The organism is Mycobacterium sp. C31M (genome assembly GCF_053345865.1).
Window position 1 is genome coordinate 39,541 of sequence record NZ_JBKFAX010000016.1, and the last position, 13,655, is coordinate 53,195.

Annotated in this window: 15 protein-coding genes; 3 read left to right on the top strand and 12 right to left on the bottom strand. The window is 65.4% G+C overall.

Going from position 1 to position 13,655, the window contains the following annotated elements:
- The first annotated feature begins 48 nt into the window (after positions 1-48).
- Positions 49-882, top strand: a complete 834-nt coding sequence (locus tag ACLBYA_RS22950; protein WP_447711759.1) for an NAD(P)H-binding protein — start codon at positions 49-51, stop codon at positions 880-882.
- Positions 879-1,298, top strand: a complete 420-nt coding sequence (locus tag ACLBYA_RS22955) for a pyridoxamine 5'-phosphate oxidase family protein (RefSeq protein ID WP_447711760.1) — start codon at positions 879-881, stop codon at positions 1,296-1,298. The genes ACLBYA_RS22950 and ACLBYA_RS22955 overlap by 4 nt, the downstream gene beginning before the upstream one ends.
- On the opposite strand, the gene ACLBYA_RS22960 is transcribed toward ACLBYA_RS22955, so the two are convergent.
- From ACLBYA_RS22960 to ACLBYA_RS23015, 12 genes are all read right to left on the bottom strand, one after another.
- The gene (locus tag ACLBYA_RS22960) at positions 1,283-2,221 is read right to left on the bottom strand and encodes a PDR/VanB family oxidoreductase (protein ID WP_447711761.1); all 939 of its coding nucleotides are present in this window, start codon (positions 2,219-2,221) and stop codon (positions 1,283-1,285) included. The genes ACLBYA_RS22955 and ACLBYA_RS22960 overlap by 16 nt on opposite strands.
- Positions 2,214-3,200, bottom strand: a complete 987-nt coding sequence (locus tag ACLBYA_RS22965; RefSeq protein ID WP_447711762.1) for an aromatic ring-hydroxylating dioxygenase subunit alpha — start codon at positions 3,198-3,200, stop codon at positions 2,214-2,216. Before ACLBYA_RS22965 ends, ACLBYA_RS22960 begins: the two co-directional genes overlap by 8 nt.
- Positions 3,197-3,928, bottom strand: a complete 732-nt coding sequence (locus tag ACLBYA_RS22970; RefSeq protein WP_447711763.1) for an ABC transporter ATP-binding protein — start codon at positions 3,926-3,928, stop codon at positions 3,197-3,199. The genes ACLBYA_RS22965 and ACLBYA_RS22970 overlap by 4 nt, the downstream gene beginning before the upstream one ends.
- Complete coding sequence (locus ACLBYA_RS22975) at positions 3,918-4,709, bottom strand: ABC transporter ATP-binding protein (RefSeq protein ID WP_447711764.1); 792 nt, start codon at positions 4,707-4,709, stop codon at positions 3,918-3,920. The genes ACLBYA_RS22970 and ACLBYA_RS22975 overlap by 11 nt, the downstream gene beginning before the upstream one ends.
- Positions 4,709-5,689: a branched-chain amino acid ABC transporter permease gene (locus tag ACLBYA_RS22980; RefSeq protein WP_447711886.1), complete on the bottom strand. Its 981-nt coding sequence runs from the start codon at positions 5,687-5,689 to the stop codon at positions 4,709-4,711. The genes ACLBYA_RS22975 and ACLBYA_RS22980 overlap by 1 nt, the downstream gene beginning before the upstream one ends.
- A 5-nt stretch (positions 5,690-5,694) precedes the next feature.
- Complete coding sequence (locus tag ACLBYA_RS22985; RefSeq protein WP_447711765.1) at positions 5,695-6,555, bottom strand: branched-chain amino acid ABC transporter permease; 861 nt, start codon at positions 6,553-6,555, stop codon at positions 5,695-5,697.
- A 5-nt stretch (positions 6,556-6,560) separates the two neighbouring features.
- On the bottom strand, positions 6,561-7,805 hold the full coding sequence (locus ACLBYA_RS22990; protein ID WP_447711766.1) for an ABC transporter substrate-binding protein: 1,245 nt from the start codon (positions 7,803-7,805) through the stop codon (positions 6,561-6,563).
- A 139-nt stretch (positions 7,806-7,944) separates the two neighbouring features.
- A complete protein-coding gene (locus tag ACLBYA_RS22995; RefSeq protein ID WP_447711767.1) occupies positions 7,945-8,817 on the bottom strand; it encodes a fumarylacetoacetate hydrolase family protein in 873 nt (290 codons plus the stop codon).
- Positions 8,817-10,283 (bottom strand): amidohydrolase family protein, encoded by a 1,467-nt coding sequence (locus ACLBYA_RS23000; protein WP_447711768.1) that lies wholly within the window; start codon positions 10,281-10,283, stop codon positions 8,817-8,819. Before ACLBYA_RS23000 ends, ACLBYA_RS22995 begins: the two co-directional genes overlap by 1 nt.
- Positions 10,280-11,137: an alpha/beta fold hydrolase gene (locus ACLBYA_RS23005; protein WP_447711769.1), complete on the bottom strand. Its 858-nt coding sequence runs from the start codon at positions 11,135-11,137 to the stop codon at positions 10,280-10,282. The genes ACLBYA_RS23000 and ACLBYA_RS23005 overlap by 4 nt, the downstream gene beginning before the upstream one ends.
- Entirely contained in the window at positions 11,134-11,520 is a 387-nt protein-coding gene (locus ACLBYA_RS23010) for a RidA family protein (RefSeq protein ID WP_447711770.1), read from the bottom strand. Before ACLBYA_RS23010 ends, ACLBYA_RS23005 begins: the two co-directional genes overlap by 4 nt.
- 29 nt (positions 11,521-11,549) lie before the next feature.
- Entirely contained in the window at positions 11,550-12,755 is a 1,206-nt protein-coding gene (locus ACLBYA_RS23015) for an FAD-dependent oxidoreductase (protein WP_447711771.1), read from the bottom strand.
- A 287-nt stretch (positions 12,756-13,042) separates the two neighbouring features.
- Between ACLBYA_RS23015 and ACLBYA_RS23020 the strand changes: the two genes are divergently transcribed.
- Positions 13,043-13,654, top strand: coding sequence for a cupin domain-containing protein (locus tag ACLBYA_RS23020; RefSeq protein WP_447711772.1), 612 nt, complete (start codon positions 13,043-13,045; stop codon positions 13,652-13,654).
- The last annotated feature ends 1 nt before the right edge of the window (position 13,655 follow it).

A 13,655-nucleotide genomic window follows, 5' to 3' on the forward strand; every position in this document is an offset into this window, starting at 1 on the left:
GCCATTCAGCCATGGAATCGTCCGGCACCTACGGGTCGAATAGGTGTCATGAGCAATGACATCACTTTGGTCCTGGGCGCCACCGGTAAGACCGGTCGGCGCATCCTGCCCCGACTGCGCTTACGCGGTGTGCCCGTGCGGGGGGCATCCCGGTCGGCCGGCACCACCTTCGACTGGGCGCAACCGCAGACGTGGGGTGCCGCGCTCGACGGCGTCGGGACGGTGTATCTCGTCGCGCCACCATGGCCGGGTCCGGCCCACGATTTCATCACCCGCGCGCAGCAGTCCGGTGTGAAACGAGTGGTGGCACTGTCCGGGCGCGGCGCCGACGGTTACGGCGATTCGACGTTCGGGCTGGATATGCGCTCGGCCGAGGATGCCGTACGCGGATCCGATCTGGAGTGGACCATACTGCGGCCCAACAACTTCGCCCAGAACTTCGACGAGGACATCTTCCACGCTCCGCTGGTGGCAGGCGAGTTGGCGCTACCGGCCGGTGAGGTGCCCGAACCCTTCATCGACCTCGACGATGTCGCCGATGTTGCGGCACGGGTGCTGACCGAGCCGGGACACGGCGGCCGGGTGTACGAACTGAGCGGGCCGCGATCGATTACGTTCGGCGAAGCGGCCGAACTGATTTCGCGTGCCACCGACCGGACGATCACCTACAAGCAGACCACCGCGGACGAGTACCGCGAAGCGCTGGTGGACGCCGGCGCGGCCGAAGCCGATGCCGAGCATGTCGCGGCGATGTTCACCTTGATGGCCGATGGCGGGATCGCCGAGACCACCGACACGGTCGCCACCGTGCTCGGGCGCGAACCCCGGCGGTTCGAGGATTACGTGGCGCGGGCCGCCGCGGCGGGTGCGTGGGACCGATGAGTGCACTGACTGCAACGGATCTGGAGCTGTTACATCGGCCGCTCTACGGATTCTTCACCGCCGCAGTCGGACCCGACCCGGCCCAGCCACGGCCGGTGTGGTTCGAGGCGAGCGATGACGGTACCGTCGAGATCTTCACCGAGGCGGACGCGGTCAAGGTCCGTCGGCTGCGGCGCGATCCGCGGGCCTCGCTGGTGGTCACCGCGCCGGTCGGCGAACCCGAGCACTGGGTTTCGGTGGCCGGGGCCGTCACCATCACCCCGGACGGTGCGGCGGATCTGGCGCGCCGACTCGGTGCCCGGTATTACGACCTGACCGACCCGAAGCTGGCCGACAGCCTGGAGGCGATGGCAGCCGGCGAGCTGCTCCGGGTGATCATCGCACCGGACAAGGTGAGCCGTTACAGCATCACGTGAGGCGCCTCGATATCGAGGACCAGCCGGGGACAGTTCGCCCGTGACACGCAGATCAGCATCGAACCCGCGGCCCGCTCGGCATCGGTGAGCGCCGAATCACGATGGAGCACTTCACCGTCGAGCACGGTCGTCTCGCAGCTGCCGCAGCTGCCCTCTTCACAGGAGTACAGCACATCGGCTCCCGCCGACAGCACGGCCGCAAGGATCGTCTGGTCGGCGGGCACCGCCACGACCGGCCCGCCTGGCCCGAGCTGGACCTCGAAGGGCCGGTCACCGGCAGCGGTTGCCTCCACACCGGTGAACCGTTCGAAATACACTCGGCCGGAATCACATCCGTGTACCGCCGCGTCGATCAGGCCGGTGGGTCCGCAGACGTAGACCGCGGCGCCTCGCTCGCCGGCCAACGCGGTGGCAATGTCGATGCGCCCCCGCTCGTCCTCCGGGACCAGCTCGACGTGCTCGGCCCATTGCTCGAGCCGGTCCAGGAACGCCATCGACAAGCGTGACCGCCCACCGTAGATCAGCCGCCACGGCAGTCCGCCCGCGGCCACCTGCTCGATCATCGGCAGGATCGGGGTGATCCCGATGCCGCCTGCGACGAACACATATCGCGGCGCGGCGATCAGTTCGAACCGGTTGCGGGGTGCCGATATCGTCAGTTCCGTTCCGACGTCCAGCTTCTGATGCACCTCCTGCGAGCCGCCGCGGCCGTCGGGCTGGTTCAGCACCGCGATGGTGTACTCGCCGGTCGCGTCGGGTCGACCGCACAGGGAGTACTGCCGGACCAGACCGGAGGGCAGCACCACGTCGATGTGCGCGCCCGGAGTCCACCCGGGCAACGCATCACCGGTGAGCCGCAGGATCGCCACATCGGCACCGACCAGGATCCGCTCGATGATGCGCACCCGGTGGGTGTCAGGCACCGTACGGTCCGGCGACCTCGACCGCGGCCAGCGAGGCCAGTCGTTGCCGGTAGAGCAGGCTCGCGGCATCCGGGACCTTGATGTGCAACTCCTCGCGTAGCGACTCGGGAAGATGTTCGGGTCGTTGGCTTTCCACGATGACCCGGTCCTGTTCCATGATCTTGTTTGTGAAATCGCCGAACTTGCTGTCGGGCTCGTCGTGGCTGTGGTTGCGCACGATGAACACGAACAGCTCGGTGCTGGTCGCGGTCTGCGGTGAGGTGAACTGGGTGATGTAGGTTTCCCGACCGGTGCCGACCTCGATCTTCTTGAGGTGGATGGTGAAGGGCACCATCAGCGTGTACTCGTAGCGGACCAGTTGGCTACCGCCGGCGCCGTAGAGGTCGCTGGGTTCCTCCTGTTCCAGCCAGTAGTGCAACCCATCGGGACGCTTCTCGACGGTGTACGGGGCGATCTCGGCGTTGTCCTCGGTGCCGAGCAACCCCTCGTGCACATAGGGGAAATGCGAGAAGTCCATGAAGTTCTCGACCGCCCGCGCCGCCGAGGTCTTCCATACCTCGTTGTAGCTGATGAACGATTTCCAGCCGGGCTGCTCGACATCGTCGGGAAAATCGGGCACCCCGAGCGTGGGATCGCTGACCGCAACCCATACCAGGCCGTACCGTTCCCGAACCTCGTACCGATACGCACGGGCGGAGCTCGGGATCGGCGCCTCGGCAGGCCGCGAGGGAATCCGCACGCACGCACCGGATTGGTCGTACTGCCAACCGTGGTAGGGGCAGACCAGCTTGCCCTCGCGCACCCAGCCCAGCGACAGCGCCGCGCCACGGTGGATACAGATGTCCCGGAACGCCGCGACATTACCCTCGTCGTCCCGGTAGGCGACCACGTAGTCGTCGAGCAGGGTGAACCGGCGGGGCTGGTCGGCCACCCGATCCGAGGTGGTCAGCGGGTGCCAGAAACCGTTGAGACCGTTCACAGCTGAGCTCCTTCGCCCATCGTCGCCGCTCCGAAGAACAGCTCTTCCAAGGCGCCCTCGACCAGCAGGTCGGCAGCGGGGATGGCCGGCGCCAGGTTGCCGTCGGCCATGAAGTGCACCCGGTCGACCGCGGGCAGGCAGATCCGCGGGTGTTCCTCGATCACCCACAACACCCCGGCGCCATCGTCACGCAGCCGCAGGATGTCATCGATACGTTCGGACACCACGATCGGCGCCAGTCCCGTGGTCGGCTCGTCGAGCAGCAGCAGTGACGGTTGCCCCAGCAGTGCGCACGCGATCGCGAGCATTTGCCGTTCACCGCCGGACAGGGTGCTGGCAGCCTGTGTCTTGCGTTCGCGCAGCCGCGGGAACCGTTCGAAGATCTTCTCGGACTCGGTCTTCAGTGCTGTCGCGGACCCACGGAACGACACCTGCAGATTCTCCGCCACCGAGAGCTCCGGAAAGACGTTGCCGCTCTGCGGTACGTAACCGATACCGCGTTCGGCGATCTTGGTCTGCGGCATGGTGGAGATGTCTACGCCGCCGAACTCCAGGGCCCCGCCGAGCACCGGCAGCGACCGGGCGATGGCCTTCAGCAGGGTCGACTTACCCGCCCCGTTGGGCCCGACGACGGCCACGATCTCTCCGGCGCGCACCCGCACCGACGCACCGCGCACCACCTCCAGGCTGCCGTATCCGGTGACCAGTTCCCGTACGTCAAGCAGCATCGGCATTCTCCGTTCCTCCGAGATAGATCTCGCGTACGCGTGCGTTCTTGCCGATCTCCTCCGGCGTTCCCGAGGCGACCACGGCACCGAACTCGAGTACGTGCACGGTGTCGGCCAGTTCCAGGACAAATCCCAGGTTGTGGTCGATCACCAGCACCCCGATCCCGTCGTCGGCGATGCCCCTGATCAACCGTGACAACGTCTTGATCTGATCGACGGCCATAGCAGCGGCCGGTTCGTCGAGCAGCAGCATCCGCGGTTTCAGTGCGAGCTGACGGGTGATCTCGACCAGTTTGGCGTTACCGGGTGACAGCTCGGCCGCCGGCACATCGGCCAGCTGCTCGATTCCGGCCGCCGCCAACCGCTCCCGTGCCTGCGTCATCGCGTTCCTGCGTTCCGCTCGGTCCCGACGCCAGCGCAGGAACGGGCTCCAGGGCTGGGTCAGACCCTGACCGACGGAGCCCACCGCGATGGCCACCGCAATGTTCTCGGCGACGGTCATGGTCGGGAATCCGATCGGGGTCTGGAAGGTCCGCACCACACCCGCGCGGGCCACCCGGTGCGGTGCCCAGCCGGTCAGGTCCGTGTCCCCGAATCGAATGGTCCCGGCATACGGTGTGCCGAATCCGGAGATCACGTTGAACAGCGTGGTCTTGCCCGCACCGTTCGGCCCGATCAGGGCGGTCACCTTGGTGGCGTCGATTGCCAGGTTGACGTCGCGGACGGCGTGGACGCCACCGAAGGACTTGTCGACACCGGTGAGCACGAGTTGGTCGACCATCAGGCGACCCCTTCCTTCACGAGGCGGCGGGTGATCTGTGGTCGGGCCGCCCCGCCCAGTCCCCGGCGCATCTGCACGAATGAGGCTTGTTCCGAACACAATCCGGATGGCCGGAATCGCAGGACCGCGATCAGCAGGATGCCGACGAGTGCGGGCTGCACCGCGGACAGCAGATGTGCCTGCGCGGGAGCCACCTCGATCATCCGTACCGCTTCACTGGCCGCCGTCAGTGCCAACGCCCCGACGATCGGGCCTATCCGGCTGCCGAGGCCGCCGATGACCAGTGCCGCCCAGATCGTGAACGTCAGCGTGGCACCGAAGGCGGACGGCACCACGGCACCGAGGAACCAGACCAGCGACGGTGCCACGAACACACCGATGAGCAGACCCACGAAACCATACGTCGTCAGCCGGATCTGCTTGATCGACGTTCCGGTGGCCATCGCCAGCGGTTCGTTGTCCCGGGCCGCCCGCAACACCATGCCGTAGACCGAGCCTGCAATCCTGGAACAGATCAGGTAGACCACGACGGTCAGCACCGCGGTGATCGCCAGCAGCACATACGGATAGGCATCGAACCGGAAGGCCGACTCCAGGGGACGCGCCACGAACGCGATACCGGAAGTGCCTCCGGTGAACTCCTTTCCGATGATCAGCAGTTGTCTGATGATCTCGGCGAAGGCGAAGGTGGAGATCAGGAAGTACTCGCCACGTAATCGCAGGCCGGGCCAGCCGATCAGCAGCGCCACCGCGGCGGTGACCACTCCGGCTCCGATCATGCCGGCGAGCACCGGTAGGCCCAGGCCCGGGATCATGGCGTCGGTGGCCGATGTCAGCAGGACGTAGCTGTAGGCACCGATGGCGATCAGACCGGCGACGCCGAGATCCCACATTCCGCCCCAACCCGATTCGAGGTTGAGCAGCTGGGCGGCCATGGCGTACACCAGCGCGAGAGTGGCGACCGTGGCCAGAAAGGACATCGAGATCACGCGACGGCCTCCTTTCGTGCGGCGAAGGAGAAGATGCCCTGCGGCCTGACGAGCAGCACGGCGATGAGCAAGGAGAAGGCGATCACCGGCCGGAAGGCGGTATCCACCACCAGCGCACTGAGATCCATCACGATGCCGAGCAGCATCGCGGCGGCGACGACACCGAGGATATTGCTGACACCTCCGAGCACGGCAGCAGCCAGCACGAGCAGGATGTAGGTCCAACCGGCCTCGGCCGATGTCGAACCCAGGATTCCCATCATGATGCCCGCCACCGCGGCGAGGCCCGAGCTGAGCGCCCATACGATCGAGCTGATCCTGGCGGTCGGCACACCGCGGATCTGGGCGAGCTCCCGGTTGGACGACACCGCGCGGATGCTGCGGCCGGTGGCTGTCCGGCTGAGCAGCACCCACAGTCCGCCGATGACCGCGAAGACCACCAGCAGCAGGACGACCTCGCCCGGTGCGATCGCGAACGGTCCCACACTGCGGGCGATTCCGAGCTCGATCGGGAACACCTTGATCTTGGCCCCGAAGGCGACCAGCATGATCGAGAAGACCACGAACGCCAGCCCCACCGAGGTGAACAGCATGACGTTCGCCCCTTGGGGTTTCACCGGATCGAACAGGAACCGGCCGCACGCCACCCCGAGGCCGGCCGTGATCAGCACCGCCGCGGGCAGGGCGACCAGTGGACCGACATACTCGGTCAGCAGAACCGCGAGCAGCCCACCGAATGCCATGAACTGTCCATGTGCGATATGCAGGAATCTCTCGGTGTTGCGCAACAGGGCGAATCCCGAGGTCGCGACCGCCAGGACCGCACCCGTGAGGATCCCGAACAGCAGATTCTGCACGCCGCTCAGCTCCCGCCCGCTTCGGCGGGACGCAGTGAGGCATCGACCGCGATCGCCTCGCCGGGGACCCAGGCGCCGTCCTGCACCGTCATGATCGACAACAGCGGGGACAGCAGGTTGCCGTTCTCGTTGAGGTCCAGCGAGCTGGAGGCGCCTTCGTAGTTGATGTCCTCGCCGCGCTCGAGTGCCTCCTTGCCCTCCTTGTACGAGTAGACCACCGTGCCCGGAGCGCTTGCCACATCGATGATCTCGGCGGCCACCGCCGGTCCGTCGGTGGTACCGGCGGCCTCCATCGCCAGCGCGAAGAGGATGTACTGGTCATAACTGTTGGCGTCGTACATGCCGGGTTCGGGTGCATGCCCGACCTTCTGCTCGAATCGCTCGGCGAAGGACAGATACGCGGGACTGTCGGTGTCGAATGCCGTCAGCGCAGCCTGCAGGTTGTCGGCGTTGGGCAACGCGGCGATCTCGTTGGTGATGAGGTCGGGTGACACGAAGATCGGCACGTCATAGCCGCGGCGATCGATCTCGCGGAGGATCGGAATACCCGCCTCGATACCCGCCGCCAGATACAACGCGTCCGGATTACCGGTGAGCGCCCGGGCCACCTCGCTGTTGTACGACGACGCGCCCGGTTCGATGGTCACCATGTTGACCTCGCCACCCGCGCGACGGAAAGCCTCGGCGGCGACCTCGGCGGGCCCGGAAGCGCCCTCGGTGTTCTGCACGATCATGGCCAGGCGCTGCACCCCGGTATCGCGGGCGACCTGTGCCACGATCAGCCCCGCATCGCTGTCGGAGGCGGTGATGCGGAAGGAATAGTCCCCGCCACGTTCGTCGAGGAAGGTGGTGCCGCACGAGGGGCAGATGTTGGGCACCTGCCGCTGGGCGATGCTGTCGAACAGCGCGATCTGTCCGTCGGATTCCAGACTCCCGAGGGCCGCGATACCACTGGCGGTGGTCAGCTTCGAGAAACCGGCGACGGCGCCGTCGACGGTGGACCGATTGTCTTCGGTGACCAGGCGCACCTGCCGGCCCAGAACGCCTCCGTCGGCGTTGATCTCGTCGATGGCGATCTCGGCCGCGGCGATGGCCGGCGGCGTGAACGGCGCGTAATCGCCTGTGACACCGACCAGTTGCCCGAACACGATCGACCCACTGCCGTCCGCACCGGTACTGCCGTCTGCGCAGGCTGTCAGCGCCACCCCCAACGACAGCGCCGCCCCGAAGGCGATCAGACTTCTCTTCACTGTGGATATCCCTTCGATTGAGTCAGGCCCGCGTCGAGTTGGCTGGGCGGGAATGACTGCTTGTCCGTATTTAAGCTGCATTTAGTTCTGACTAAGTTGCACTGAAGTTACGGCGGTGTTGACTGTTGACCGCTCGGAGCTATTCGAGGATCATCCGGGTACGCAAGACCCCGAGGCCGGTGGCAGCAACCTCGACGAGATCACCGTCGGCGAGGAATCGTGGTGGATCGAAACCGATTCCGACGCCTGCGGGTGTACCGGTGGCAATCACGTCACCGGGCTGCAGGGTCATCACCGATGAGATGACCTCGATGAGCGTCGGCACATCGAAGATCAGGTCGGCCGTGGTGGCCTTCTGTCGCAATTCACCGTTGACCGTGCAGGTGATCATGGTGTTGGCCAGGTCGATCTCATCCTTGGTGACGGCCCAGGGCCCCATCGGGCCGAAGCCGTCGGGCGTCTTTCCCAGAAACCACTGCTTGTGGTCCCGTTGCAGATCACGTGCGGTCAGATCGTTGAACAACGTGTACCCCCACACGTGGTCCATCGCGTCGGAGGCGATGATGCCGCGCCCGCCGACACCGATCACCACGGCGAGTTCCGCCTCGTAGTCCACCTCGGCGGAAAGCCCCGCGGGCACCGTCACTCGCGCGTCGGGACCACAGACTGTCGACGGCGCCTTGGTGAAGATGATCGGTCGTTCGGGAATCACCTGTGCCGCACTGGAATCGTAGCCACTACCGGCGAATTCGGCGGCGTGCTCCCGGTAGTTCTTGCCGACGCAGAAGATGTTTCGCCGCAATCGCGGAAACGGTGCGCCCAGGGTCACCTCGTCGACGTGGTAGGTGCGACCGCGGCGGGGTGCCGCGGTGACACCGTTTCCGACTCCGTCCTCGATGAGTGCCAGCACTCCGAGCGACGGTGCTCCGCAGTACAACTCGGTGACGATGCCGTCGTCGGCGAGTTCACCGACCGCCGGCCTGCCGTTGTGTGCAAAACTCACGTACCGCATCAGTGCCCCGTCCCTTCGCCGTTGAGATATGCGAGATTGTCGGCTTTGGCTGCAGCGCCGACCTTTTCGTGCTTACGGACGTCGTTGACGACGTCGAGGCGTTGGTCGCTGGTCCAGTCCAGCTGCGTCCTGGGTTGTGGAGCGCCCTCGTAGACCCGCTCATAGGACAGCACTTCCCAGCCGTACTCGTGCGGCAGGTAGTCATTGCGCATGAACCGCTCCCGAATATTGTCCGGGAACGTCTGCACCTCACCATTGAGGATGACGGTCTCGATCTTGCCCGGGGTGTACAGCACCCGAATGTCGGCGACCGGGTCCCCGTCCACCACCAGAATGTCGGCCAACTTCCCCACCGCAAGGACACCGACATCATCGGGCAGATTCACCGCATTGGCACCATGCTTGGTGCCGGCCCGGATAGCCTCCAGGCTCGACATCCCGGTGTAGAGCATCAGCATCTCGAGCTCACGGGCATGCCACACCCCGTAGGGCACGGTGGCGAAGCCGCTGTCGGTGCCCATCGCGAACTTCACCCCCGCCGCATGCGCACGGTGCAGCGTCTCCATCGTCGCGTCGTTCATTCGCTTGGTCGCCTCCACGATCGACGGGCGATTGCGGGAGATCTGCGCGAACTCCACGATGTGATGCATGAACAACTGCGTCGGCGCCAACGGAATCTGACTCTCGGCCAGGTTCTCGATGGTGGCATCGGACATGTAGTTGCCGTGCATGATGTGATCGAACCCGGCATTGACCGCCGCGTTCATCTCCCCATCACCACGGGCATGGATGGTGATCTTCAATCCGAGTTGATGGGCCAGATCGGCACACATCTTCAACTCGTCATCGGTGAACGCCTGGAAGTCGCCGTAGGGCGAATCGGCGAGCTTGATGAGATCGACGCCTGCCTTGGCCTGGCGACGGATCTCGGCCTTCATCTCATCGGCGGTGTTGGTGAGCTTGCCGATCGACGATTCCGGGTTACCGGTGGCATCCGGGAACCAGTCGGTCAAACCGTTACTCGTGGTCAGATACCGTCCCGCCGAAGTCATTCGCGGGCCGTGCACCAACCCCCGCTTGATGCCCTCACGCAGCCCGACGCCGATGAAGTAGGAACCACCCGGTTGCGAGAACGACGTCACCCCGGCCGAGAGCACCTTCTCCACGTTCGCCGCGGCGATCAACGTCCGCAGCTCCGGCGGGGTGTAGATCGAGATCTCTTCCTCGGTGCGCGCCAACCCGTAGGTCATATGGCAATGCACGTCGATCAGACCGGGCATCACCGTCTTGCCCCGGGCATCGATCCGCGTCAGCTGCGCACCGCGGGGCACATCGGTCTCGACATCAACACGGCCCATCTTCACGATCCGCGCATTACACACCAGCACAGCACAATCCGGCACCGCAGGATTCGCATCCCCGTCGACCACCGTGCCGTTCTCGATCAACAACCACCGGTCGCTCACAGCACGCCCTCCTTCACGGCGAAGTCGGAAACGATCTGGACGAAGGTGGCCGGGTCCTCGAAGTACGGGGCATGACCGCAGCCCGTCATCACCTCGAACCGTGATCCCGGCAGCAGATCATGGGCGGCACGACCCATGGGCAGCGGGGTCCACCGGTCGTTCTCACCCCAGACGATCAACACCGGGAGATCGGGCCGCAACGTCCGAAGGCGATCGTCTTGGCGGTCGGCATTGGCTTCCGAATTCAGCAGCGCTGCAGCGGATGCCAGTGCCGTCGCGGCGCCGGCGGACGAGTTGATCATGGACTCCTCCCGTACCCAGGCGTCGGTCACCATCGCCGGGTCCGAGACCAGGAAACCCAATTTGTTGCGCACGGCCTCGACACTGCCGTTGCTGACATTCTCCGGCGCCACCATGTCCGCTTCGGCCAGTTCGGAGATACCCATGGTGCCGATGAGCACGACCGCGGACACCAGATCCAGCCTGTCACAGGCAATTCGGGCGGCAACCTGGCCGCCTAACGACGTGCCGGCGATCATCACCTCGGACAGCCCGAGCGTATCCAGTACACCGCCGATGAAGTCGGCGAATCCGCGCGGCCGGTAATCGATGGTGTCGGACTTGTCCGCGAACCCATGGCCGGGAAAGTCGACGGCATAGACGTGGAATCCGGCGGCCACCAGACCCGGGATCACCGGCACAAACCTGTCGGCACGCGAACCCACGCCGTGCAGGCACAGCAGCGGTGTGGTCCCACCCTGCGACTCGATGACCCGGGTTCGGATTCCGTTGACCGTCAACGGATACGAGATGACGTCATCTCGGCCGTAGCTGAACGCCAAGGCCGTGGTCACGGACGGGCCTTGGGTTGCGCGAGCGCTTCGATCTCGACGACGAAGCGTTCCTCCACCAGCCCCGCGACCACCAGTAGCGTGTTGGGCGGGTACACACCGGCGGGATAGATCTCGGCGAACACCTCTTTACGGGTGGCCATGAACACCGGGATCGTCTCCCTGCCCACGACATAGGTGTTGAACTTCACCACATCGTCGAATCCGAGGCCGGCCGCCGCCAGTGCCTTACCGACGTTGGCGAACGCACCGCGCACCTGACCCGCCGGGTCCGCGTCGTCGGTGCCGAACTGTCCGGCGACGGCCACCAGACCGTCGGCCGTCGATACCGGCGAATAGTCGCCGAAGGACCCGAGCCCCTCGACGGTGGGAATGTAGCTGATCATGTGGTGCTCCTGGGCTGAGGGAGTGGGGGTCAGACGACTGAGGGTTGCGCGACAGCGGTGCTGGCGTCGTACTCGTGGATCCAGCGCACGTTCTCGTAGAGATTGCGGAATGTGGCATCGCGCAGCGGGATCTCCGGACCGGCAGGCAGGTGGAACAACCGGTTGCTGACCCAGGAGATCTTCTGGACCCGCTGGGCGCGATCCATCCGCAGATCGCAGTACCGCTGAAGTCGTTCCTCCAACGACGCATCGCTGGGCTCGGCCAACAGGTCCGCCAGGATCACGGCATCCTCGACGCACTGGTTGGCGCCCTGCCCGTGATGCGGGAGCAACCCATGGGCGGCATCGCCGAGGAGCACCACATTGTCCTTGGTCCAGGTCGGCATGGGGCCCACACCGAACAGGCCCCACCGCTCCTCGGGAGCAGCGGCGTTGATCATCTCCGCGATGGCGGGGTGCCAATCCAGGAAGGGCTCCACCGCATCCTGCGGCGTGCAATCGACGCGCGAACCGTACGGGTTCGGCCAGATCTTCGGATCTTCGACGACTGCCAGGAAGGTGATGTGGGTGTAGTCCGGCCCGATCGGGAAGTGCAGGAAGTGCTTTCCGTCGCCGACCCAGAACTGGGTCGCGGTCGGGTCGGGCAGCTGCGTGAGATCGGCCATCGGGACAACCCCGCGGAAGCCGCTGGTCTTGGAGAACATGGTGTAGTCCAGGCCGTCGAACATCCACGAGCGCACAACCGACCGGATTCCGTCTGCGCCCACCACCAGGGTGGCGTCGGTGGTGGTTCCGTTGGCCCACCGCAGCCGGGTGACTGCGCCGTGGCGCTCGAGACCGACCAGGCGATGACCGAGGTTGATGGTGCCGGGCTCGACGCGGTCGGCGAGGATCTTCTGGAAGCTCTTGCGATGGATGCCGTAATAGGGGGCACCGAACTCCTCGCGGTACCAACTGTTCTCGGTGAGCTCGAGGCGGATGACGTCGGCACCGTCGACGCCGTCACGGATGATCAGCTGGGTGGGCTCGGAACCGAACTCGGCCAGTTCGTCCTCCAGACCCAGGCCGCGCAGCAGTCGGGTCGCGTTCGACCACAGCGCGACGCCGGCGCCGACCTCGTCCAGAGTTTCAGCCGCTTCGTAAACCTGTACCTCGATCCCCGCGCGTTGCAGGGCGAGCGTGAGGACCAGGCCTCCGATACCTGCGCCGACGATGACGATCTTGTCTTCTGACACCAAGACTCCTTGTGGTGAGGCCGTCCGCAAGACGTGGACGGCCGACGCGGCACGCAATGTGCGTCCGCGGTTCATTTCCTCTGTGACCTTCTCGGACCAGCCGAAGAAGTTGAGTCTGACTGTAATCACGACCAGCGGTTTTAGTCGTACCCGCACTGTAAATACTTCATTACGACTGTAACCGTCAGGGAAAGTGCCTGGTTGGATGCGACGATTGGCCGCGACTGTGGCAGGGTGACTGCACACGCTCTAGTTCAGTGACAGTCAGATTGAAGGATGAAACGGCCATGACCGTGGGGGACAGCACGCCAGCCGATCCGCAGGCGGTGTCGGATATCGCGACACGACGACTGGGTTCGGAGATCCGGCGCACCCGCGTCGAGAAGGGACTCACGCTCGTCGATATCGCAGCAGCGACCGGTCTGAGTGTGTCGATGCTCTCGATGCTGGAGCGCGGGAAAACCGGCGTCTCGGTCGGCTCACTGGTGGCCGTCGCGTCGGCGCTCGGCGTCGCGGTGGGCGATCTGTTCCATCCCGCATCCACACCCGATTCGTCGCTGGTGCGCGCGGATCAGCAGACCGAGTTGTCCATCGGCCCGGGCGTCACCCGTCGCATCCTGCAACGCAGCCGTGAACACGGGATCGAGGTCGCCGCGCTACACCTCGAGCCCGGGGCACACACCGGGGCCGAGTTCGTGCGACATGAGGGACAGGAGATCGTCATTGTGCAATCGGGGGCTGTGACCGTCCAGATCAACGATGACACTTACCATCTCGCCGACGGCGACTCGATTCGACTGGACGCCGAGGCACCGCATCGCTTCGCGAACGACGGCGCCGAGCAGACGCACCTCTACCTCGTCGTCCGCCTGCCCATCCACGGTCAGTACGGCCACTGAC